The sequence below is a fragment of the Streptomyces sp. NPDC024555 genome (genome assembly GCF_055559335.1).
The window spans coordinates 1-22266 of sequence record NZ_JBVHKV010000017.1 but is presented as its reverse complement, the minus strand read 5'-3'; the positions used below and the strand labels follow the sequence as shown (position 1 = coordinate 22266).

The window sequence follows — 22266 nt, the reverse complement described above, 5'->3', positions numbered from 1 at the left end:
GAGGAGCGGGGTGCGCGGCCCGACCGCCGCGCACCCCGCGGGCTCAGACGTCGGTGCGGATGACGACCACCAGGGTGCGCGGCCCGTGCACGCCCTCGACGCGTTCGAGTTCGATGTCCGACGTGGCCGAGGGGCCGCTGATCAGGGTCGTCGGCCGTTCCGGCACGAGCCGGGACACGGCTTCCGGCACGCCGACCTCGACCGTCGACAGATCGACGACGCACACATGCAGGTCGGGCACCAGCGAGAGGGCGCGGCGTCCCTGGTCGGGCGAGCCGTCGAGGAAGATCGTGCCCGTCTCGGCGCAGCTGACGGCGGAGGCCGTGACGACGCCGTCGAGGTCGCCGAGCGTGGGGGCCGGGATGCCGGCGGCGTCCTGCTGGACCTCGCCGTCGTAGGCGGTCAGCCACTGGGGGTCGAGCCCCGGGGGCACGCCGATCCGGCGGGCCTCCAGGCCGGTCAGCACGTCGGCCACGACCTCGGCCGTGCGGTCCGCGGTGGTGGTGCGGACCTGGGCCCTGTAGTCGACGAGCCGGTCGGTGAAGAGGGCGAGGCGCTCGTCGTCGGGGAGGGTGCGGCCCGTGCGGTAGGCGCGCGGCACGTCGGTGCCGGCCACGGGGGCGAGGGCCAGGGCGTCCCGGACGCGGCCCAGTACGGTTGCGCGGGCGGTCGTCACTTCTCTTCCTCCTGCTGCCGGTTCGGTACGGGTCCCTCGGCCGCCGCGGCCCGCATGGTGGCGCGGCCCTCGTCGGAGGCGAGCCAGGAGCGGAAGGTCTCCTTGGGCGGTGCGGGGGTGTCGCGGCTGTCGCTCCAGCCGTTGAACGGCGGCGGCAGGTGGGAGATCTTCCCGTCGCGTCCGGCGATGACGCGCCCGAGCCCGGACGCCTTCTGCGCGGCGGTGAACAGGGCCGGCCGGCCCATGACCCCGGCCGCCGCCTTCATCGCCAGCTTCTCCGCGGTGGTTCCGGCCTGTTCGGTGTGCTGGTGGCGGAGTTCGACCAGCAGCGAGGGGATGTCGATCTTGACGGGGCAGGCGTCGAAGCAGGCGCCGCAGAGGCTGGAGGCGTAGGGCAGCGAGCTGTTGGGGTCGTCCTTGGCCGCGTCCATCCCGGCGAGCTGGGGGGTGAGGACGGCGCCGATGGGGCCGGGGTAGGTCGATCCGTAGGCGTGGCCGCCGGCGCGTTCGTACACGGGGCAGACGTTGAGGCAGGCCGAGCAGCGGATGCAGTTGAGCGCCTCCCGGCCGACCTTGTCGGCGAGGGCCGCCGTGCGTCCGTTGTCGAGGAGCACCAGGTGGAAGGTCTGGGGGCCGTCGCCGGGGGTGACGCCGGTCCACATCGAGGTGTACGGGTTCATCCGCTCGCCGGTGGAGGAGCGCGGCAGCAGCTGGAGGAAGACCTCCAGGTCCTGGTAGCGCGGGAGGACCTTCTCGATGCCCATCACGGTGATCAGGGTGTCGGGCAGGGTCAGGCACATGCGGCCGTTGCCCTCGGACTCGACGACGGAGAGGGTGCCGGTCTCCGCGATGCCGAAGTTGGCACCCGAGACGGCGACCTTCGTCGTCATGAACTTCTCGCGCAGATAGGCGCGGGCCGCGGCGGCGAGGTGGGCGGGCACGTTGTCGAGGGAGGGGTCGACGCCGGGGATCTCCTTGAGGAAGATCTCCCGGATCTCGTCCCGGTTGCGGTGGATCGCGGGCACGAGGATGTGCGAGGGCTTGTCGTGGGCGAGCTGCACGATCAGCTCGGCGAGGTCCGTCTCGTACGCGGTGATGCCGACGGATTCCAGGTGCTCGTTGAGGCCGATCTCCTGGGTGGCCATCGACTTGACCTTGATGACCTCGTCGCTGCCGGTCTCCTTGACCAGCCGGGCGACGATCTCGTTGGCCTCGACGCCGTCGCGGGCCCAGTGGACGGTGCCGCCGTGCTCGGTGACCTTGCGCTCCAGCTCCTCCAGCAGTTCGGGGAGGCGGTTCATGGTGTCGGTCTTGATGGCCGAACCGGCGTCGCGCAGCCGCTCCCAGTCGGGCAGTTCGGCGGTGACGGCCAGCCGCTTGGCGCGGATGGTGTGGGTGGCGCGGCCGAGGTTGCGGCGCAGCTGCTCGTTGCCCAGTTCGTCGTGGGCGGCCTTGGGGAACTTCCGGTCGCCGCGCAGGTTTCCGGTGCCGTACGGGGAGCGCGGCGGGGTCGCGGGCATGCCGAGGAAGGTGCTGCTGCTCATCGGGCGGCCTCCGTCGGGGTGTACGGCGCGGTGCGGGTGGAGGAGAGGATCTGTGCGAGGTGCAGGGTGCGGGTGCCGGACCTGATCCGGGAGAGTCCGCCGCCGATGTGCATCAGGCAGGAGGAGTCACCGGCGGTGCACACGGCGGCCCCCGTGGTGGCGATGTTGCGCATCTTGTCCTGGAGCATCGCGGTGGAGGTGTCGGCGTTCTTGACCGCGAAGGTGCCGCCGAATCCGCAGCAGGCGTCGGCCTCGGGCAGTTCGACGAGGTCGATCGCGTCGACGGCCCGCAGCAGCCGCAGCGGCTTCTCACCGACCCGGAGCATGCGCAGCGAGTGGCAGGTGGGGTGGTACGTGACGCGGTGCGGGAAGTACGCGCCGACGTCGGTGGCGTCGAGCACGTCGACCAGGAACTCGGACAGCTCGTACGTCTTCGCCTTGACGGTGGCCACGCCCGCGCGGAGCGCCGCGTCCCCGTACCGTTCGGCGACGATCTCGTGCTGGTGGCGGACCGAGCCCGCGCAGGAGCCGGACGGCATGACGACGGCGTCGATGGAGGCGTCGCCGAACTGCTCCGCGAAGTTGCGGACCAGGGGGACGGGCTCGCGCTGGTAGCCGGTGTTGACGTGCATCTGGCCGCAGCAGGTCTGCCCCGGCGGGAACACCACGTCGTGGCCCAGGCGGGCGAGCAGCACCGCGGTGGATTTCACCGCCTCGGGGAAGAGCGTGTCTCCCAGACAGGTGGCGAAGAGTCCGATACGCATAGGAGTCTCCCCGGGTCGCAAGTTGTGGTCCGACCATACTACCCTCCGTCCGATTCGCCGAGAGCGAAGCACAGCCGACTTCCCGCTCAACCCCGGGCGAGCAAGCGCTTTCTCCCCTTTGACACCTTCGCACCGCCGGAAAGTGAACTACTCGGCAATTGGTCAGACCTTATTGACATACGACATATGCAGTGTCCTACTGATCGCGGAACCAGCCGCCGGCTGCCACCCCCCACCTCGCGCCGCCGGTGCACTCATGTGCCCCCGCGCTCCCCGAAACGGGAATCCGGTGCCCCTCCCCCGGCTCGCTCCGCCCTGCCCCGTACCACTCAGCGAGGAGTCATCCCGTGGCCTCCGCACCACCCGCCGCCGTGCTTGCTTCGTACACACCGGATGTCCATGCCGTCGCGGACAGCCTCGTGGCCACCGCGCTGGTGAGCCTCATCCCTCTCGCCATGTTCTTCGTGCTCCTGATGGTGGCGAAGCGTTCGGCGCTGGTGTCCGCCCTGGGTTCGGTGGCCACGGCCCTGCTGGTGGCCGTGTTCGGCTTCGGGATGCCCGTCGGGCTCGGCCTGCTCTCCGCCTCCCAGGGGCTCGTCTTCGGCCTGTTCCCGGTGATGCTGATCGTCGTCGCGGCGATCTGGTTCTACGAGCTGACGGTCGTCAGCGGCCGCTTCGAGGACCTGCGCCGCTCGTTCAGCTCGGTGGGCCGGGGCGATCTGCGCGTCCAGGCCATGCTGATCGCGTTCTGTTTCGGCGGTCTGCTGGAGGCGCTCGCCGGCTTCGGCGCGCCCGTCGCCATCACCGCCGTGATGCTGATGGCGCTCGGTCTGCCGCCGGTCAAGGCGGCGGTGACGGTCCTGCTCGCCAATACGGCTCCGGTGGCCTTCGGCGCGATGGCCATCCCGGTCACCACGGCGGGCAATCTGACCGGCATCCCGGCCGACGACATCGCCGCGGTCATCGGCCGCCAGTCCCCGCTGCTCGCGCTGTTCGTTCCGCTGCTGCTGCTCTTCGTGGTGGACGGCACCCGGGGCATCCGCCAGCTCTGGCCGATCGCCCTGGTCACCGGCGCGGTCTTCGCGCTGGCCCAGTTCTGGTGCTCCGGCCACTTCGCGTACGAGCTGACCGACGTCGTCGCCTCGCTCGCCGGATTCGGCGCGGCCGTGCTGATGCTGCGCTTCTGGAAGCCCGCCACCCCCGAGGGCCAGCGCTCACAGGTCGAGACGGAGGCGCTCACCCGGCACCGCGTCGTCTACGCCGTGCTGCCGTATCTGCTGGTCATCGTCATCTTCGCGCTGGCCAAGCTGAACGTCGGCGGGATCGACGTGCCGGCGCTGCTCGCCCACGCCAATCTGACGATCGAGTGGCCCGGACTCTACGGCGAACTGCTCACGACCGGCGGCGAGCCGTCCTCCAGCGCGATCTACAAGCTGGAGGTGCTGGGCAACCCCGGGACGCTGCTGATCCTCTCGGGCGTCCTGGTCACGCTGGTCTACCGGTTCGCCAAGGACCGGGACAGCTATCCGATGACCGGGGGCATGGCGCTGTCCGCCGCGGGCCGCACGCTGAAGAACATGCGGGTGGCCATCGCCACCGTCGCCACCGTGCTCGCGCTGAGCTACGTGATGAACCAGTCCGGCCAGACCGTGGCCATCGGCACCTGGCTGGCGACGGCGGGCGGTCTGTTCGCCCTGCTCTCGCCGACGCTCGGCTGGCTGGGCACCGCGGTGACCGGCTCCGACACCTCGGCCAACGCCCTGTTCGCCAACCTCCAGCAGACCGCCGGCCAGACCGCCGGGATCGATCCGACGCTGCTGGTGGCCGCCAACACCTCGGGCGGTGTGGTCGCCAAGCTGGTGAGCCCGCAGAACCTCACGATCGCGGCGACGGCGGTGGGCATGCCCGGCTCGGAGCGCATCCTGCTTCGCAAGGTGGCCGGATACAGCATCGGGATGCTGGCCGTCCTCTGCGTGCTGGTCTACCTCCAGTCCACGCCGGTCCTGTCCTGGATGCTGCCGTAACGGGGCAGGGCCCCGTGCTACGCGGTGCCGTCGGCCCCGTCGCCGGCGGCACCGGTCCGGTCCTCGTCGACCAGCGTGCCGTGGAAGCCTCGGATATGGCGTTCGGCCAGGTCCGCCGCTGCCTCCCCGTCGCCGGCGCGCACCAGCCGGAGCAGTTCGGCGTGCTGGCCGTTCAGGGCGGCCCGGGTGGCCGGCCAGTCGTCGACCTCTTCGAGGGCCTTCAGAATGAGCGGCCGTACGGACTCGCGCACCGCGGCCGTCAGCGTCGAGGTGAGGGCGTTGCCGGAGCTGCTGGCCACCCTGACGTGGAACTGGGTGTCGAGTTCGTTGAACTCCTCGGGCGCGATGTCCGCACGCGCCATGCCGTCGACCGCGGCACCCGCCTCCGCCAGGTCCTCCTCGGCCGCGTGCGTCGCGGCGGCGGCGAAGCTGGCCCGCTCCAGGGCGACGCGGGCCTCCATCACGTCGTGGAGGCTGTAGCTGCCGAGGGCGAAGTGGAGGCGCAGCAGCCGGCCGAGCGCGTCGTCGGGGTTGCGCACGATCCGGGCCCCGGAGTCCGGGCCCCGGCCGGGCTGGGCGACCAGCACGCCGATGGTCTCCAGGACCCGGAGGGCCTCGCGCAGGGCGGAGCGGCTCACGCCGAAGACGGGGGCCAGCTCGCGCTCGGGCGGCAGCCGGTCGCCGGCCCGCAGCTTCCCCGCGAAGACCTGCTCCTCGATGCTCTGCAGTACGAGTTCATGGGTGCGGGACTGCCGTACGGGCTGCCATTCGACAGGCATCCGCCGCCCCTGCTCCCCGCTCCGGCCTGAATCCATGAATCCGACTATGTCACACAGATCATGTGGTCGGACCGGAGTAAGGGCATACCGCCGCATCCACCTCAGGCGGTCGGGCGCCCCTCGCGGGTGGGGGTGCCCTGGTGGAAGTACATGCGCCAGCCGGCGTCCGGCGAACAGCGCCAGAGGGAGCTTCGCCTGACCCGGCGGTCGCCGTGCTCCGCGACATAGGTCAGGTGGACGACGTCCGGGGCCAGGCGCACGCCGGACATCTCGCTCACGACGGCCGGCACGGTGTCGTCGTCGGGGGCGGAGGTGACGGCCAGGACCGAGGTGCGGTCGTAGCGGCGCCCCGAGGCTCCGAACTCCAGGAACTCGGGGTCGAGGAGGGCCGTCACCTCGGCGTCCGACGCCCGCACGCGCGGGTCGAGCAGCCGCAGTTCACCCGCGACGGCCGCCCGGACGGCCGCCTCGTCGTTCTCGGTCATACGGTTCATCCGGTCCATGCGGTGACCCTAGGCGGTCGCCCGCTCCGGGCGCACGGGGGTTTCGCCGGACGTCGCGCCGGGTCAGGAGAGGACGAGCAGGTCCATCCAGCTGACGGCCGGGCGGCCCGGTTCCTCGGCGGCGGCGCTGCGCAGCCGCAGCATGCCGCGTTCGAACTCGGCGTCGGTGAGGCCGCGGAGCTTGGCGTCGGTGTCGCGCCGTATGCGGTCCGCGAAGTCGGCGAGGCTCGGCGCGCTCTCCTGCGGTACGGCGTGCAGGGCGACCCGGGAGAAGCCGGCGGTGGCGAAGGCCGCGCAGGTCTCCTCGACGGTCGGATATCCGTCGACGATGCGTTCGGCACCGGGGAAGAAGCGCACGCGCAGATCACGCGCGCAGCGGCCGGGGAAGGAGTTGCGGACGAGTACGGGGGCGCCGGGCCGCAGCACCCGGCGCAGTTCCGCCGCGGCGGCCTCCAGGTCGCCGATGTGGTGGACGACGGAGCCGAGCCAGGCCGCGTCGGCGCAGTCGTCCGGCAGGGGCAGCGCCTCGGCGCGGCCGTCGTGCGCGGAGATGTCGTCGGTGCGCGGGATCAGCGCGCGCATGGCGTCGGAGGGCTCCACGGCGAGCACCCGGGCGCCGAACCAGTCGGCGAACGCGGAGGCGAAGGCGCCGGTTCCGGCGCCGACGTCCACGACGGTGCTGCCGGGGCGCAGATCGACCTCGGCGGCCACGGCGGCGCGCCAGGCGGTGAGCCCGTCGCGCGGTATCTCGCGGGCGTGCCGGTAGTCCTCGGCGAACTTGCGGTCGGCAGCGGTCGTTTCCATGGTTCCTCGTTCCTGCCGCGCCCGGCCCGGCGCGGTCGTCGGCGGCGGGCCGCTTCGCGGCGGATGCTAGCGAGCGACCGCATCAATTGTCTAGACCAGATGGGCCGGTCCGGTGTGCCCGGCCGCGCACCCGCGGGTCATCGGCGCGCGTCCGCCGGGGCGGCCACCGGCCGCAGGACCACCGGCAGTTCGCGGTATCCGTTGGCGATGAACGAGGCCTGCGGGCGGAGTTGGTCCTCCGGTACGGCCAGGGCGAGGTCCGGGAAGGCGTCGAACAGTGCCCGCAGCGCGATGTCCGCCTCCATCCGGCCCAGGGGCGCGCCCAGGCAGAAGTGGACGCCGTGGCCGAAGGCCAGATGGTCCGGGGAGACGCGGGTGGCGTCGAACTCGCATGCGGTGTCGCCGTGGAGGGCCGGGTCGCGGCCCGCCGCGCCGAAGGCGAGGAGGATCGCCTCGCCCTTCCTGATCACCACGTCCCCGAGGTCGATGTCCTCGACCGCGTAGCGCAACGGCATGTGCATGATGGGTGCTTCGAGGCGCAGGGTCTCCTCGATCACGGCGTCCCAGCCGATGCCGCCGGAGCGCACCAGGGCGAGCTGATCCGGGTGGGTGACCAGGGCGACGACGGCCTTGGAGATGAGGTTGACGGCGGTCTCGGATCCGGCGCCGATCATCAGGAGGAGGGTGGAGACGAGCTGTTCCTCGTCGAGCTTCGCCTCGCCGTCCCGGGCGGCGATCAGATCACTCGTCATGTCCGGGCCGGGCTCCGCGCGTTTGGCGGCGATCAGATCGGCCATGCAGGCGAGCAGTTCGCCGTAGTCGGCGGCCGCGCGCTCGGGCGGGGCACCGGTGTCGAGCGCGGCGTCGATGACCCGCCGCATCCGGGCCCGCATGGCGGCGGGCACCCCGAACAGATCGCAGATGACCTCGGTGGGGATCACATAGGCGAACCGGGCCCGCAGATCGACGCTCTCGCCGGGGGCGGTGGTCCGAAGGCCGGTGATCAGCCGGTCGACGAGGGCGCGCACGAGGGGGCGCAGCGATTCGGTGCGCCGGGGCGTGAAGGCGGTGGCGATGAGGTTGCGGAGCCGGCGGTGCTCGTCGCCGTAGGAGGTGAAGGCGCTGACGACGCGCACCCAGACGTTCAGGGACCATTCCTGGGGCACCGAGGCGAGCGCGGGCCAGTGCCGGCGGGCGTCGCGGGAGACCCGCCGGTCGGCGGCGAGCCGCCGGACGACGTCGTGCCGGGTCACCGACCAGGCGACGACGTCGCCGGGCAGCCCGACGAGGGTCGCGGAGCCTTCGGTACGGAGCCGGGCGGCCTCGGCGTGGAGGCGGGTGCCGGACGAGTCGAGGACGGGGCAGCGTCCGGATTCCATGCGGGTCCCTCTCCCTGGCGTGCCTCGGCCGTGGCGACGGGGCCACCGCGGCGCACACGGGGCGACGCCGGGTGACTGGGCACCAGCATGCGCGGGGCGCCGGGCACCGACAAGACACCGAAGCGGACAATCGTGACATCGGACGGGAGTGGCCCGAAATCGCCCCTGCCGGACGGTCCGGGCCGGGTCGCGGTGCGCAAACCCCGGCCCGTCCGACCCGATTCATAGGATTCTCACGCAGCCCGGATACGGTGGCCCGCGTGACGCAGACGAGCCCGCCCGGCTGGCATCCAGACCCCGGGTACACAGGTTATGGCCCCCTCCAGGAGCGCTGGTGGGACGGCACGCAGTGGACCGATCACCTCAGGGTCCCGCCGTCCGCGGTCCGCAGCCGCCGGATACGCATCGGCGTCGGCATCACCGCGGCCGTGGTGGTCCTGGCCGCCATCGGCGGCGGAGTCGTGCTCCTCGACGACGATTCCACGGCGTCGGACGCGAAGGCCTCGGCCCCGTCCGACGGCCCCTCCTCCGCGCCGAGCCGGCAGCCCGGCGGACCGGGCGGCCGGGGCGGCGGCGAGGACGGCGGGGGCAACGGGAACGGCGGCGGGGACCAGGCCCCCGACCAGCAGCGCCCGAAGACCGAGGACGGCTACGCCACGGACCTGGCGAGCGGCATCAGCATTCCGGTCCTCGACGGCTGGAAGGGCGAGTCGGGCATGGGCGCCGGGGTGACGACCGGCACGTACACCTGCCCCGGTGACAGCGGCGAGAGCTGTGTGCGCGGCGGGGTGTTCTCCGTTCCGGCGGCGGCGCTGAAGCTGACCACCAAGACCGCGAAGGCGACGGCCGAGAAGGACATCGCGGCCAACGCCGAGGAGTCGTACGGCGAGAAGATCTACGGCGGCATCACCTCGCACCGGCAGCTGAAGTCCGAGAGCGTCACCGTGGCCGGGCAGCAGGGCTACCGGGTGCGCTGGCAGGTGGTGACGAAGACCGGCGACGACGGGTACGTGGAGTCCCTGGCCTTCCCCTCGCCGCACTCCCCCGACATGCTGATCGTCGTCCGCTCCGGCTTCGACATCAATCCGAAGGCGCCCGCCCTGTCCGATCTGGACAGGATCACCAAGGGCATCAAGGCGGCCTCGGGCACGGGATCGGGCCCCGGCACCAACGCGTAGCGCGTAACGCATAACGGCCGCCGCGTAGCGCGCAACGGCCGCGACGGCAGGCGGACAGCCCGGGTGAGTACCCGGGCCGTCCGGTCTGAGTACGCCGCCCCATCCCGCCGTGTCCCGTCGGCGCTGGAATGGGGCCATGGCTCCCGAAGCACCCCGCGCGCGCATCCGGAAGATGGCCGGCACCGGCACCGCACTGGCCGTCAGCCTGGCCCCGCTGGTGATCGGTGTCCTGGTGGCCCGCACCCTGGCGCTCGACCCGCACACCCCGGTCAACGCGCTGATCACCCGCAATCCCCAGGGCTCAGGGGTCTCGCCCGCCGAATGGCGCGACTGCGGGCGCAGCGCCCTGCGCAGTGCCCGCCGGTGGAGGCCGTCGGCGCCGCGCGGGCTGTCGCGGCGCCCGGGAGCGGGGCGGCGCCGCCCGGGTCAGCGCTTCCGGTAGACGCAGCACGGGCGCCCACCTCCTCGGCGCTCGGCGGTCGTTGGGGAGACACCCCGGGGCGCACGGCGTGGTTGCGCGCCGCGCGCCACGGGTCCGTCCCCGTACGGCGACGGGACCGCCACAGCGCCGGAAAACCGGTTCCCCCCGCCGCGACCGGCTCCGTAGACTCGCTGCGCACCCGCACCGCGGCAGCTCGCCGCCGTGCACACCGTGATCATCGAGGGGAGACCGGCCATGCGTGAGCGCACCGCCGTCGTCGTGCCCCCGTCGCGGTACGAGGTGATCCTGGTGTCCAGGTCCGCCCGGCGCCGGCTGCGCGGCCGGCCCCGGACACCCTGACGAACGCCTGATCCCCACCTGCTTCCTGACGCACCGTCCATCGCGGCACCGGCCTTTGACGCCGTGCCGCGCGATGGTCGAGGGGATCCTCCGGTCCCGGCCGGGGCCGCTTCGTCCGGGCATTCGCGCCGTCTTCTTCCGGATCACCCCGAAAGGCACGGACCGTGCGTACCGAACCCCACCGCAAGCCCACCAGCCCGCTCGACCGGGTGCGCAACCTGGGCATCCTCGCCCATGTCGACGCCGGCAAGACCACCGTCACCGAGCGGATCCTCTACGCCACCGGCACGACCCACAAGCGCGGCGAGGTCCACGACGGCACCACGATCACGGACTTCGACTCCCAGGAGCGCGACCGCGGGATCACCATCTTCGCGGCGGCCGTGACCTGTTCCTGGGCGGGTCACCGCATCAACCTCATCGACACACCGGGGCACGTCGACTTCGCCGACGAGGTGGAGCGTTCCCTGCGGGTGCTCGACGGGGCGGTCGCCGTCTTCGACGCCGTCGCGGGCGTGGAGCCGCAGAGCGAGTCCGTCTGGCACCAGGCCGACCGGTACGGGGTGCCGCGCATCGCGTTCGTCAACAAGCTGGACCGGGCCGGCGCCGACCTGGACGCGGCCGTCGCCTCGATCCGGGACCGGCTGCGGACCGTTCCGCTCGTGGTCCAGCTGCCGATCGGCCGGGAGGACGGTTTCACCGGTGTGGTGGACCTGGTCCGGATGCGGGCGCTCGTCTGGGCCGACGGCCGGGACACGTACGAGGAGGGGGAGGTTCCCGAGGAGCTGCGGGAGGAGGCCGGGCGGCGCAGACGGCTGCTGGAGGAGACGGTCGCCGAACTGCATCCGGAGGCGCTGGAGGAGTTCTGCGCGCGTGCGGCGCTCGCGGACACGACACTGGCCGCCGCCCTGCGGGAGCTGACCCGCACCGGTGAGGGCGTCGTGGTGCTGTGCGGTTCGGCGTACCGCAACCGGGGGGTCGAACCGCTGCTGGAGGCCGTCGTCGCGTACCTCCCCTCGCCGCTGGACGTGCCGCCGGTACGCGGCGCGGCCGGTGACGGGGAGCAGGAGCGGGCCGCCGATCCGGCGGCGCCGTTCGCGGCGCTGGCGTTCAAGGTGAGTGCGGGGCCGACGGGCCGGCTGACCTATCTGCGGGTGTACTCGGGCACGGTCGGAAAGGGGGAATCGGTGCTGGACGCCGGGACGCGGCGTACGGAGCGCATCGGCCGGATCCTGCGGGTCCGGGCGGACCGCCATGTCGATGTGGACACGGCGGTGGCCGGGGACATCGTCGCCGTGATCGGTCCGAAGGCCGCGCGGGCCGGGGCCACGCTGTGCGCGCCGGACGCCCCGCTGGTCCTCGAACCGCCCGTGGTGGCCGATCCGGTGGTCTCGGTGGCGGTCGAGGCGCGGCGGAGCACGGACACGGAACGGCTGATGGCCGCGCTGGTCCGGCTGGCCGAGGAGGACCCCTCGCTGCTGGTGCGCACGGATCCGGAGACGGGTCAGACCGTGCTCTCCGGCATGGGCGAGCTCCATCTGGAGGTGGCGGCGGAGAAGATCCGCCGGGATCTGGGGCTGGAGCTGCGGGTCGGCCGTCCGCAGGTCTCGTACCGGGAGACGGTCGGGCGGGGCGTGTCGGGTCTGGTGTACCGGCATGTCAAACAGGACGGTGGCGCGGGGCAGTTCGCCCATGTCGTCGTCGACGTCGAGCCGTGGGAGGCGCCGGAGGACGGGAGTGCGGGTGGGACGGAGTTCGCGTTCCGTTCGTCCGTGACCGGGGGCCGGGTGCCGCAGGAGTACGTACGGGCGGTCGAGGCCGGCTGCCGGGACGCGCTGGCGGAGGGTCCGCTCGGCGGCCATCCGGTGACCGGGCTGCGGGTGACGCTGACCGACGGCGCGACCCATCCGAAGGACTCCTCGGAGATGGCGTTCCGTACGGCGGGGCGGTTCGCGCTGCGGGAGGCGCTCCGCGCCAGCGCGATGGTGCTGCTGGAGCCGGTGGCGGAGGTCACCGTGACCGTGCCCGACGAGTCGGTGGGCGGGGTGCTCGGCGATCTGGCGGCGCGGCGCGGCCGGGTGTCCGGTTCGGCGGCGCGGGCCGGTGCGGTGGTCGTCACGGCGACCGTGCCGCTGGCGGAGCTGTTCGGCTACGCCACGGCGCTGCGCAGCCGTACGCAGGGCCGGGGCACGTTCACCACCCGGGCGGCCGGGTACGCCCCGGCTCCGGCGGCGTCCGTGGTGCGCTCCGGCGGCTGAACACCGGCAGGGGCCGGTCCCGCCCGTGACGGGTGGGACCGGCCCCTGCGGGACCTGCGAGGTAAGTCCGGTGGCCTGCCCGTTCGTGCGAGCGGGCCACCGGGGCCTGGGGTCCGGCGGTCAGTTCGCCGGAACGGGGAAGGTCGGGTACTCCACGCCGGAGACGTACTGCACGACCCGGATGACCTGGCACGAGTAGCCGAACTCGTTGTCGTACCAGAGGTAGAGGATGGCGTTGTCGCCGTCGACCTGGGTGGGGCCCGCGTCCACGATGGAGGCGTGCCTCGAGCCGATGAAGTCGCTGGACACCGCGTCGGGGGCGGTCGTGAAGTCGATCTGCCGCTTGAGCGGCGAGGTCAGCGACACGTCGCGGAGGTATTCGAGGACCTCGTCGCGGGTGGTCTCGCGGCCGAGCTTCAGGCTGAGGATGGCGATCGACACGTCCGGCACGGGCACCCGGATGGAGCTGCCCGTGATGGTCGCCTCCAGGTCCGGGAGGGCCTTGGCGACGGCCGAGGCGGCGCCCGTCTCCGTGATCACCATGTTGAGCGGCGCGGAACGGCCGCGGCGGTCGGAGCCGTGGTAGTTGTCCAGCAGGTTCTGGTCGTTGGTGAACGAGTGGATCGTCTCGACGTGGCCGCGCAGCACCCCGTACTCGTCCGCCATGGCCTTCAGCGGCGGCACGATCGCGTTGGTGGTGCAGGAGGCGCAGGAGATGATCTGCTCGTCGGGCTTGATCATGTCGTGGTTGACGCCGTGCACGACGTTGAGGACGTCGCCCTTGCCCGGGGCCGTGAGGACGACCTTGGCGATGCCGGGACGCAGGTGGAGGGAGAGGCCCTCGCGGTCGCGCCACTTGCCGGTGTTGTCGATCAGGATGGCGTCGTCGATGCCGTACGCCGTGTAGTCGACCGACGTGGGGTCGTCGGAGTAGATGACCTGGATCTCGTTGCCGTTGGCGACGATCCGGTTGTTCTCCTCGTCGACGGTGATGGTGCCCTGGAACTGTCCGTGGATCGAGTCGCGGCGCAGCAGCGAGGCGCGCTTGACGATGTCCTGGCCCTTGCCCTTGCGTACGACGATGGCGCGCAGCCGCAGTCCGTTGCCGGAGCCGGCCTTCTCGATGAGGAGCCGGGCGAGGAGCCGGCCGATGCGGCCGAAGCCGTACAGCACGACGTCGCGGGACTCGCGGCGCTCGATCTTGTTCTCGCCCGTGGCACCGGCGACGGCGTCGGCGGCGAACTCGGCCTCGGACAGACCGCGGTCGTCGGCCTTGTACAGGGCGGCGAGCATGCCGATGTCGATCTGCGAGGGGCCCAGGTCGAGCGTGGTGAGGGCCTGGAGGAAGGGCATCGTCTCGGTGACCGAGAGCTCCTCGCCGTCGATCTGCCGGGCGAAGCGGTGGGTCTTGAGGATGCTCACCACCGACTTGTTCACCAGGGAGCGGCTGTGGAGGAGGACGGTGACGTCCCTCTCGCGGTGCAGCTTCCCGATGATCGGGATCATCGACTCCGCGATCTCCTCGCGGTGCATCCAGTTGGTGAACGAGTCGTCATTGACAGTCACAGGTTTATCTTTCGAGCTAGGCGGCGCTCATATGGTAACCCGTCGCTCTTTCGATCATGCCGGGGGTGTTCGAACGGGTTCATACGACCGACACGAACCCGACATACGCGATCCGGAATGCGGGGGTGCCGGCGCCCGGTTCCCCCTGCATGACCTTAGGAGTAGCGCTCAGCGCGACCGCGTCCGAGAACCAGATCGACGCCACCGTGGACCTCGCCCGGGAGGCCGCCGCCGCGGGGCTGCGGTCCGCCTGGTTCGGGCAGACCTTCGGCGCCGACTCCCCGCAGCTCGCGGCGATCGTCGGCCGTGAGGTGCCCGGCCTCCAGGTGGGCACCTCGGCGATCCCGGTCTTCGGGCGCCATCCGCTCATCGTCTCCAGTCAGGCGCAGACGGCCCAGGCCGCGACCCACGGGCGCTACCACCTCGGTCTGGCGCTCGGCACGAAACCGCTGACGGAGACGGGCTTCGGCATCCCCTACGAGCGGCCGATCGCCCGGCTGCGGGAGTTCCTGACCGCGCTGCGGCAGCTCACCGAGGAGGGGACGGCCGACTTCCACGGCGAGCTGATCACCGCCTCCACCCCGCTCCCCGCCCGCGTCCCGGGCGCCGAGGGCGGGGTCCCGCTCCTCGTGGCCGCGATGGGTCCGCAGGCGCTCCGGGCGAGCGGCGAACTGGCGGACGGGATCCTGCCCTATCTCGCGGGTCCCCGGGCGCTCGCCGAGCACATCGTCCCGGCCGTCACCGCCGCCGCCGAGGCGGCCGGCCGTCCGGCGCCGCGCATCGTGGCCCTGGTCCACGGCGTGGTCACCGACGATCCCGAGAACGCCCGCGCGCTGGCGACGCAGCAGCTGGCGTTCTACGAACAGTTCCCCTCGTACGCGCGGGTCATCGAGCTCTCCGGGGCCCGCCGGGCCGGGGACGTGGCCGTGATCGGCGGCGAGAAGGCGGTGGCCGAGGAGGTGCGGCGCTACCGGGACGCCGGGGCGACGGAGGTGGTGTTCTCCGGCACGGACCTGGCCGGGGAGGCGAACCGCCGCCGGACGTGGCGCCTGCTCGGGGAACTGGCGGCGGGGTAGGCCCGGGACGGCGGCTCGTCCGCGGGGCAGCGCGTTCCGGCGTCGCCGCGCGGCCCGGCCCCCGGCTCGTGGGGTACGGGCCACCGGCGCCCGGTCCTCTGTCCGCCCTCTGTCCCGCCCCCGGCCGCTCTGTCATGATCACCGCTGGAACGGGCGGGCGGGCGGTCGAGGGCATGACGGCCCGGGGCGGGACGGCGAGGGGGAATCGGTGTGACGGTCGGGGGCGGGCCGGACTTCGTCGGCCGGGAGCCGGAGGTCGCGGCCCTCGGCGAGGCGGTCGCCGGGGGCCCGGCCCTCGTCGTGGTGGAGGGCGAACCCGGCATCGGCAAGAGCCGGCTGGTCCGCCAGGTCCTCGGCGCCACCACCGGGACCGTGCTGTGGTGCACCGCGCCGCCGCTCTCCGAACCGTTCCCGCTCGGACCGGTCGTGGACGGCGTCAGGCGGCTCAGCCCCGACCGGGTCCCGGACGGGCTCAGCCCGATCGCCGGCGCGCTGCGCCCCCTCTTCCCGGAATGGGCGGCGCTGCTCCCGCCGCCGCTCGACCCACTGGAGACGGCCGGGGCCACCCGTCACCGGCTCTTCCGCGCCCTGGCCGAACTGCTGGACCGGCTCGCCGTGGACGTCCTGGTCGTCGAGGACGCCCACTGGGCCGACACCACCACGATCGAACTGCTCCTCACCCTGGTCGCCTCGGGCACCGGCACCCGCTCGCTCGTGGTCACCCTCCGTCCGGACGAGATCGCCGAGGCCCCCTCGCTGCTGCGGCTCACCTCGCGCGCCCCGGTCGGTGTGCGCCGGGTCCGGATCGCCCTCGGACCGCTGTCGGCCGCGGAGACCGGCCGGCTCGTGGGCTCGATGTTCGACGGCGAGCGGGTCTCGGCGGACTTCGCCGCGTTCCTGCGCGAGCGCACGGACGGGGTGCCGCTGGCGGTGGAGGAGTGCGTGCGGCTGCTGGCGGACCGCCGCGACGTCGTCCGGCGCGGGGGCCGCTGGATCCGTCGGGTCCTGGACGACCTCGAAGTGCCCGCCACCGTGCGCGATTCCGTCCTGGAACGGCTCACCCGGATCACGGGCACGGGGCGCGGGCTGCTGGAGGCGGCCGCGGTCCTCGGTGTCCCGGCCGACGCGGGGCTGCTCGCCGAGGTGGCCGGGACGACGCCCGAGGGGACGGCCGAAGGGCTCGCCGTGGCACTCTCCTCGGGGCTGCTCCAGGAGAGCGGGGCCGGCCGCTTCGTGTTCCGGCACGGCCTGGACGCGCAGGCGGTCGGCACCTCGATGCCCGTCTCCCGCCGCCGCGCCCTGCACGCCCGTGCGGCGGCCGCCTGGCAGCGGCGGGCCCCGGACGCACTCGAACGACTCGCTCACCACAGCCGCGAGTCCGGCGATCCGGTGGCCTGGTCGCGGTACGCGGAGGCCGGTGCCGATGTGGCGCTGGAGTCCGGCGACGACCGCGACGCCGTCGCCCTGCTGCTCCAGCTCCTGGACACCGATCCGGACCCCGTCTCCCCCGGCGACGGCGTGGAGGGGCCCGCCGGCCGGCGCCGCCGGCTCGCCACCAAGCTGGGCGAGGCGGTGTTCTACGGCGGGGCGGCCCTGGGCGACCTCATGGACACGGCCGTGGACGCGATCCGCTCGGTCATCGACGATCCCCGCCTGGACCGCGCCGACAGCGGTGAACTGCGGCTGCTGCTGGGCCGGGTGCTGTGGCGGGCGGGGCGCCGCCCTGCCGCGTTCGCCGAGTTCGAGGCGGCCGTGCCCGAGCTGCGGCACCGCCCGGACCTGGCGGGGGTGACCATGTGCAGCCTCGCCATGCCGGTGGTCCCGGACTGGCCCGCCGGCCGCCATCTCGACTGGCTGCGCCGCGCGGAGGACCGGGCCCGGCGCGCCGAGTCGGCCCATCTGCGCATCGCCGTCTCCACCGCCCGCGCCGCGACCCTGCTGCTGCTCGGCGACGCCTCGGCGTGGACGGCGGTACGGGAGCTGCGCCGCCCGGAGGACGCGGGCCCGCGCGATCTGGGCGTTCTGGCCACCGGTCTGCTCAACGTGGCGGCGGCCGCCCTGCCCTGGGGCCGCTACGACGAGACCCGGGAGCTGCTGCGCGCGGCCGCCGCTCTCATCCCGGACGCCGAGCACCACCGGGTCGCCGAGGGCTCGCGGCTGATCGAGGCCCTGCTCGCCTGGCACACCGGTGACTGGGACGGGCTCCCCGCCGCGATGCGCCGGCTGGCGGACGCGGAGACGACGGAGCTCCACGACGCCCTGGTGGCCCGGGTGCTCGCGGGCCTGGTCACGGGAGTCACCGCACCGGCCGCCGCCGACGACGGCACGGAACTGCGCGGCGCGGCCCGCGAACTGGACGCGCTGGGCATCGCCGAGCCGGTCGCCCTGCTCCCCCGGGCGCTGCTCGGCCGCCGCGCGCTCCGGGACGGGGACCCGGGGGCGGCGCTGGAGCTGACGGAGCCGGCCGCGCGGGCCGTCGCCGCCAAGGGCGTGTGGCTGTGGTTCGCCGATCTCGCGCCCGTCCACACCGAGGCGCTGGTCCGCGCGGGGCGGGACGCCGAGGCCGTCTCCTTCGCCGCCGCGTTCCGTGCCGCCACCGGCCCGTCGCGCGCGCCCGCCGCGGCGGGTGCTTCGTCGCTCTGCGCGGCGGTCCTGGCCGAGCACGGCGGCGACCCCGCCGGGGCCGCCGGCCACTACCGGGCCGCCGCCGAGGTCTGGGCCGCGCTCCCCCGCCCGTACGACGAACTGCTGGCCCTCGAAGGGCTCGGCCGCTGTCTGGTCGCGGCGGGCCGCGAGGACGGGCTCGATGTGCTGCGCGCCGCGCATCCGAGGCTCACGGCGCTGGGGGCCGCCCGGGACGGGGACCGGATCGCACGTGTGCTGCGGGGTGCGGGGGACGACGTCGTCCGTCCCTGGCGGCGCGGGCGGCGCGGTTACGGGGACGCGCTCTCGCCGAGGGAGCGCCAGGTGCTGGCCCTGGTGGCCCGGGGGCTGACCAACCGTGAGGCGGCCGAGGCGCTGTTCCTGTCGCCCCGGACCGTGGGCCGCCATCTGGGCTCGGCCATGCGGAAGTTGAGGGTCACGACCCGGACGGCGGCGGCCATGGCGGCGGCCGAGGCCGGACTGCTCGCGGCCGACGGGGACGGCTCCGCCCCCGCCTGAGCGGCGTACCGCGTCCGCTCCCCCTCCCCGGACGGCCCATTCCACGGGCGGCCCCCATTGATTGGGTCATCCGGACACTCGCACGGCGGGCGCGGCGCCCCGAGGCTGAGCGGTCATGAACCACCCGTCGCCCGACGGCGCCGCGCCCGACCCCGGGCCCGACGCCCCACCGCCCCCGCCGGAACCCCCGTTGCCGCCCCCGGACGGCCGGCCCGAGGGCCATGCCCACGACCACGAGTCGTACGAGGAAGGGTTCGAACCGCTGTGACACTCCCATGGAAGAACGGACCCGGTCGCCGACGCGCCGCCGTACCCCGCCTGCGGGCCCTGCTCCTGGCCGTCGGACTCGCGGCGGCCGGGCTCCCCGCCGTCGCCCAGGCCGCTCCCGCCCCCGCGCCCCGGGGCGACCGCCCCGCCGTCGAGTCCGAGGTCACCGAGGACCTGGCCGCCCAGGGCCGGTCGACGTTCTGGGTCTACTTCGAGGACCGTGCCGATCTGAGCGGCGCGGCCCGGATCGAGGACCGGACCCGGCAGGGCCGTGAGGTGCGCGAGCGGCTCGTGGAGACCGCGTCCGCCAGCCAGGCCGGGCTCATCGAGACGGTGCGCGACGCCGACGCGCACCGGCCGGCGCGCACCGAGGCGTACACGTACACGCCCTACTGGCTCGCCAACGCCGTGCAGGTCACCGGCGACGCCGCCCTGCTCGCCCGGATCGAGAAGCTGCCGGGCGTCGAGCGGGTCGCCGCCGACCGGACCTACGCCCTGCCGAAGCTCACCGCCACGGCCGCCGAACCGGCCGTCGACGACGTGGAGTGGGGCGTGGACCGGATCGGCGCCCCGAAGGTGTGGGAGGAGTACGGCGCGAAGGGTCGGGGCATCGTCGTCGGCAGCATCGACTCCGGCGCCCAGTTCGACCATCCGGCGCTGGTGAAGCAGTACCGGGGCAACAACGGCGACGGAACCTTCACCCACGACTACAACTGGTACGACCCGGCGATCGTCTGCGGCGTCATCAACAGCACCCCCTGCGACAACGTCGGCCACGGCACCCACACCCTCGGCACGATGGTCGGCGACGACGGTCCCGGGAACCATGTCGGGGTCGCCCCGGAGGCCCGGTGGATCTCGGCCAAGGGGTGCGAGTTCAGCAGTTGCACCCAGCGCTCGCTGCTGGCCGCCGGGCAGTTCATGCTCGCCCCGACCGACGCGCGCGGGAAGAACCCGCGCCCCGATCTGCGCCCGCACGTGATCAACAACTCCTGGGGCAGCTCGGCCGCGGGCAACGATCCGTGGTTCCAGCAGACGGTGAAGGCCTGGGTGGCTGCCGGGATCTTCCCGGTCTTCTCCAACGGCAACGAGGGACCCGCCTGCTCCACGGACGGCAACCCGGGGAACATGCCGGAGAGTTACGGCGTCGGCGCCTTCGACCCGGACGGGAACGTCGCCTCCTTCTCCAGCCGGGGCCCCTCGGCCTTCGGCGACGGACTGATCAAGCCGGACGTCTCCGCGCCCGGTGTGGCGGTCCGCTCGGCCTACCCCGGCGGGAAGTACGCCGTCGGCAGCGGCACCTCGATGGCCGCACCGCATGTGGCCGGGGCCATCGCGCTGCTGTGGTCGGCCGCGCCGTCGGTCGCCCGTGACATCGAGGAGACCCGCCGGCTGCTCGACGAGACCGCCGTGGACGTGGACGACGTCTCGTGCGGCGGCACGGCCGGCGACAACAACGTCTACGGCCAGGGCCGGCTGGACGCCCATGCCGCCGTGACGAAGGCGCCGCGCGGGGCGACCGGCACCGTCACCGGTCTGGTCACCGACGCGACGAACGGCGAGCCGCTCGCCGGTGCCACCGTGGCGCTCCGGGACGGCGAGGGCCGCCCGGTGGGCCTGGAGCGGACGACCGGGGCGGACGGCCGCTACACGTTCCCCGCCTCGGTCGGCGCGTACACCCTGTCGGCCGCGGCCCCCGCGTACACCACGGGAACGGCGGACGTCACCGTCGCCGAGGGCGCCACGGAGAGCGCCGATCTCGCGCTGGGCGCCCGCCCCGGGAAGGTCCTCGATCTGACGGTCGGGCGGACGGACTTCGGCTCGGTGCCGATCGGGACCACCGGAGGCCCGGTGACCGTCACGCTGACCAGCAACGGCAGCCGCCCGGTGACCGTGTGGTCGGTCACCGACCACGACGGCGCGTTCGTCCACGAGGCCGGGACCTGCGGCTCCGCCCCGTTCACCCTGGCCCGCAAGGAGCACTGCACGGTCGGGATCTCCTTCCGGCCGACCGCCGTCGGAGAGCGGAAGGGCACGATCTCGCTGCTCGACAACGCCACGTACCGGCCGCGCCGGGTGGCCGTGAGCGGCACCGGCTCGGTGATCCCGGCCCGCACGGGGACGCTGCGGATGCGCGGGACGGAGAAGAACATGGACGTCGCGGTCGTCGACCCCGAGGGCCGGTACGGCTACTTCGGCACCTCCAACGCGCGGGATCCGCTCCCCGGGCACATCGCCAAGATCGACCTCAGGACGTTCGAGCGGGTGGGCACCGTCTCGGTCGGGGTCGGACAGAAGCTGCTCCAGGCGGCGGTGATGGACCCGGCCGGGACGTACGCCTACTTCGCGGTCGCGGCGAACCCCGGCCGCGTCGTGCGGATCGACCTCGCCACGTTCACCATGGACAAGATCCTCGTGCTCGGCGCGGGCGAGGACAATCTGCGCTCGGCCGTGATCGACCCGTCGGGGACATACGCCTACTTCGGTACGGGCACCAGTCCGGGCCGGGTGGTGAAGGTCGATCTGACCACCTTCACCCGGGCCGACGCGGTCACGCTCCCCGCGGGCGAGGACTTCCTCAGCAGCGGCGTCATCGACTCCCGGGGCGCGTTCGCCTACTTCGGCACCCTGACCTACCCGCAGGGACGCGTGGCGAAGATCGACCTGGCCGCCATGAAGGAGACGGCCTCGCTCGCCCTGCCCGACAACCAGGCCTATCTGCGCTCGGCGGTCATCGCCCCGGACGACCGGTACGCCTACTTCGGCACCGGTGAGGGCGGCGGGGGCGGCAAGGTCGCCCGGGTGGACCTCGCGGCCTTCGAGCACGCCGGGACGATCTCCCCGCCCGGGGGCGCGGCGTTCTTCTCCGCCGTGATGGACCCGGGCGGGCGGTACGCCTCCTTCGGCACCCTGACCGTGCCGGGACGGGTCGTCAACGTCGATCTGGAGCGCTTCGAGGGCGCCGGATACACCACCCTCGCCGATGACGAGGACGCCCTGATCTCCGGTGTCGTCGACCCGCGCGGCGACTACGCGTACTTCGGCACGATGACCGGCCCCGGTCAGGTGGTCAAGGTGCGGACGGGAGCGCGGTACGAGATGAAGGCCACGGGCGACGTGGTCCGGGGCGTGCACCGCACGGCGCTCACCTGGGACGGCGCGGCCACCGCGAAGGTCGAGGTCGTCCGGAACGGCAGGGTCGTGGCGACCGTGCCCAACACCGGGCGCCACACGGACCGGATCGCTGTGCGGGGCAGGCCGGTGTACACGTACCGGCTCTGCGACGTGGGCACGCGGCACTGCTCGAACGAGGTCCGGATCGACTTCACGGGCGGGTCCGCGGGTTCCGCGACGGGATGATTCCCCACGGACCCCGGTCCGTGCACGAGGCGGGCGGGCGGCCCCGGGGGGGCGCCGGGCGGGCGGGCGGGGGGGGGGGGGGGGGGGGGGGGGTGGGGGGCGCCGGCCCCCCCCCCCCCCCCCCCGCCGGGCGGCGAAGGGATAA

Annotated in this window: 16 protein-coding genes; 8 read left to right on the top strand and 8 right to left on the bottom strand. The window is 73.4% G+C overall.

Features of this window, described 5'->3' with window-relative positions:
* Nucleotides 1–43: 43 nt before the first annotated feature.
* Genes ACZ4FH_RS27165 through ACZ4FH_RS27155 form a run of 3 tightly spaced genes read right to left on the bottom strand, consistent with a single transcriptional unit; the run spans nucleotide 44 to nucleotide 2984 of the window.
* Complete coding sequence (locus ACZ4FH_RS27165) at nucleotides 44–676, bottom strand: LutC/YkgG family protein (protein WP_467308069.1); 633 nt, start codon at nucleotides 674–676, stop codon at nucleotides 44–46.
* The gene (locus tag ACZ4FH_RS27160; RefSeq protein WP_467308067.1) at nucleotides 673–2220 is read right to left on the bottom strand and encodes a LutB/LldF family L-lactate oxidation iron-sulfur protein; all 1548 of its coding nucleotides are present in this window, start codon (nucleotides 2218–2220) and stop codon (nucleotides 673–675) included. The genes ACZ4FH_RS27165 and ACZ4FH_RS27160 overlap by 4 nt, the downstream gene beginning before the upstream one ends.
* Nucleotides 2217–2984: a (Fe-S)-binding protein gene (locus ACZ4FH_RS27155; protein WP_467308066.1), complete on the bottom strand. Its 768-nt coding sequence runs from the start codon at nucleotides 2982–2984 to the stop codon at nucleotides 2217–2219. The genes ACZ4FH_RS27160 and ACZ4FH_RS27155 overlap by 4 nt, the downstream gene beginning before the upstream one ends.
* Nucleotides 2985–3331: 347 nt before the next feature.
* On the opposite strand from ACZ4FH_RS27155, the gene ACZ4FH_RS27150 reads away from it, so the two are divergent.
* Complete coding sequence (locus tag ACZ4FH_RS27150) at nucleotides 3332–5008, top strand: L-lactate permease (RefSeq protein WP_467308065.1); 1677 nt, start codon at nucleotides 3332–3334, stop codon at nucleotides 5006–5008.
* A gap of 17 nt (nucleotides 5009–5025) precedes the next feature.
* On the opposite strand, the gene ACZ4FH_RS27145 is transcribed toward ACZ4FH_RS27150, so the two are convergent.
* From ACZ4FH_RS27145 to ACZ4FH_RS27130, 4 genes are all read right to left on the bottom strand, one after another.
* Complete coding sequence (locus ACZ4FH_RS27145; protein WP_383648001.1) at nucleotides 5026–5787, bottom strand: FadR/GntR family transcriptional regulator; 762 nt, start codon at nucleotides 5785–5787, stop codon at nucleotides 5026–5028.
* A 101-nt stretch (nucleotides 5788–5888) separates the two neighbouring features.
* Nucleotides 5889–6290 carry a nuclear transport factor 2 family protein gene (locus ACZ4FH_RS27140; RefSeq protein WP_467308063.1) on the bottom strand — a complete coding sequence of 134 codons (402 nt, stop codon included), beginning with the start codon at nucleotides 6288–6290 and terminating at the stop codon, nucleotides 5889–5891.
* 63 nt (nucleotides 6291–6353) lie between these two features.
* Nucleotides 6354–7094, bottom strand: a complete 741-nt coding sequence (locus tag ACZ4FH_RS27135; RefSeq protein ID WP_467308062.1) for a class I SAM-dependent methyltransferase — start codon at nucleotides 7092–7094, stop codon at nucleotides 6354–6356.
* 137 nt (nucleotides 7095–7231) lie between these two features.
* Nucleotides 7232–8473 (bottom strand): cytochrome P450 family protein, encoded by a 1242-nt coding sequence (locus ACZ4FH_RS27130; RefSeq protein WP_467308061.1) that lies wholly within the window; start codon nucleotides 8471–8473, stop codon nucleotides 7232–7234.
* Nucleotides 8474–8733: 260 nt separating this feature from the next.
* On the opposite strand from ACZ4FH_RS27130, the gene ACZ4FH_RS27125 reads away from it, so the two are divergent.
* The 3 genes from ACZ4FH_RS27125 to fusA all read left to right on the top strand — a co-directional run bounded on the left by ACZ4FH_RS27125 (nucleotide 8734) and on the right by fusA (nucleotide 12690).
* The gene (locus ACZ4FH_RS27125; RefSeq protein ID WP_467308060.1) at nucleotides 8734–9651 is read left to right on the top strand and encodes a DUF2510 domain-containing protein; all 918 of its coding nucleotides are present in this window, start codon (nucleotides 8734–8736) and stop codon (nucleotides 9649–9651) included.
* 136 nt (nucleotides 9652–9787) lie between these two features.
* Entirely contained in the window at nucleotides 9788–10093 is a 306-nt protein-coding gene (locus ACZ4FH_RS27120; protein ID WP_467308059.1) for a hypothetical protein, read from the top strand.
* A 503-nt stretch (nucleotides 10094–10596) separates the two neighbouring features.
* The gene (fusA, locus tag ACZ4FH_RS27115) at nucleotides 10597–12690 is read left to right on the top strand and encodes an elongation factor G (protein ID WP_467308057.1); all 2094 of its coding nucleotides are present in this window, start codon (nucleotides 10597–10599) and stop codon (nucleotides 12688–12690) included.
* Between the two features lie 120 nt (nucleotides 12691–12810).
* Here the strand turns inward: fusA and ACZ4FH_RS27110 are convergent, their stop codons facing one another.
* A complete protein-coding gene (locus ACZ4FH_RS27110; protein WP_467308056.1) occupies nucleotides 12811–14256 on the bottom strand; it encodes a glyceraldehyde-3-phosphate dehydrogenase in 1446 nt (481 codons plus the stop codon).
* A 149-nt stretch (nucleotides 14257–14405) separates the two neighbouring features.
* On the opposite strand from ACZ4FH_RS27110, the gene ACZ4FH_RS27105 reads away from it, so the two are divergent.
* The 4 genes from ACZ4FH_RS27105 (at nucleotide 14406) to ACZ4FH_RS27090 (ending at nucleotide 22121) form a co-directional block, all read left to right on the top strand.
* The gene (locus tag ACZ4FH_RS27105; RefSeq protein ID WP_467308054.1) at nucleotides 14406–15332 is read left to right on the top strand and encodes an LLM class F420-dependent oxidoreductase; all 927 of its coding nucleotides are present in this window, start codon (nucleotides 14406–14408) and stop codon (nucleotides 15330–15332) included.
* A 210-nt stretch (nucleotides 15333–15542) separates the two neighbouring features.
* Nucleotides 15543–18494, top strand: a complete 2952-nt coding sequence (locus ACZ4FH_RS27100; protein WP_467308053.1) for an ATP-binding protein — start codon at nucleotides 15543–15545, stop codon at nucleotides 18492–18494.
* A gap of 115 nt (nucleotides 18495–18609) precedes the next feature.
* A complete protein-coding gene (locus tag ACZ4FH_RS27095) occupies nucleotides 18610–18762 on the top strand; it encodes a hypothetical protein (protein ID WP_467308051.1) in 153 nt (50 codons plus the stop codon).
* On the top strand, nucleotides 18759–22121 hold the full coding sequence (locus ACZ4FH_RS27090; protein WP_467308049.1) for a S8 family serine peptidase: 3363 nt from the start codon (nucleotides 18759–18761) through the stop codon (nucleotides 22119–22121). Before ACZ4FH_RS27095 ends, ACZ4FH_RS27090 begins: the two co-directional genes overlap by 4 nt.
* The last annotated feature ends 145 nt before the right edge of the window (nucleotides 22122–22266 follow it).

Bases quoted from the DNA above. Each gene is read 5' to 3' on its own strand.
- ACZ4FH_RS27160 (WP_467308067.1), bottom strand. From the start codon at position 2,220: ATGAGCAGCAGCACCTTCCTCGGCATGCCCGCGACCCCGCCGCGCTCC.
- ACZ4FH_RS27135 (WP_467308062.1), bottom strand. From the start codon at position 7,094: ATGGAAACGACCGCTGCCGACCGCAAGTTCGCCGAGGACTACCGGCAC.
- ACZ4FH_RS27155 (WP_467308066.1), bottom strand. From the start codon at position 2,984: ATGCGTATCGGACTCTTCGCCACCTGTCTGGGAGACACGCTCTTCCCC.
- ACZ4FH_RS27095 (WP_467308051.1), top strand. From the start codon at position 18,610: ATGAACCACCCGTCGCCCGACGGCGCCGCGCCCGACCCCGGGCCCGAC.
- ACZ4FH_RS27140 (WP_467308063.1), bottom strand. From the start codon at position 6,290: ATGGACCGGATGAACCGTATGACCGAGAACGACGAGGCGGCCGTCCGG.
- ACZ4FH_RS27120 (WP_467308059.1), top strand. From the start codon at position 9,788: ATGGCTCCCGAAGCACCCCGCGCGCGCATCCGGAAGATGGCCGGCACC.
- ACZ4FH_RS27105 (WP_467308054.1), top strand. From the start codon at position 14,406: ATGACCTTAGGAGTAGCGCTCAGCGCGACCGCGTCCGAGAACCAGATC.
- ACZ4FH_RS27145 (WP_383648001.1), bottom strand. From the start codon at position 5,787: ATGCCTGTCGAATGGCAGCCCGTACGGCAGTCCCGCACCCATGAACTC.
- ACZ4FH_RS27130 (WP_467308061.1), bottom strand. From the start codon at position 8,473: ATGGAATCCGGACGCTGCCCCGTCCTCGACTCGTCCGGCACCCGCCTC.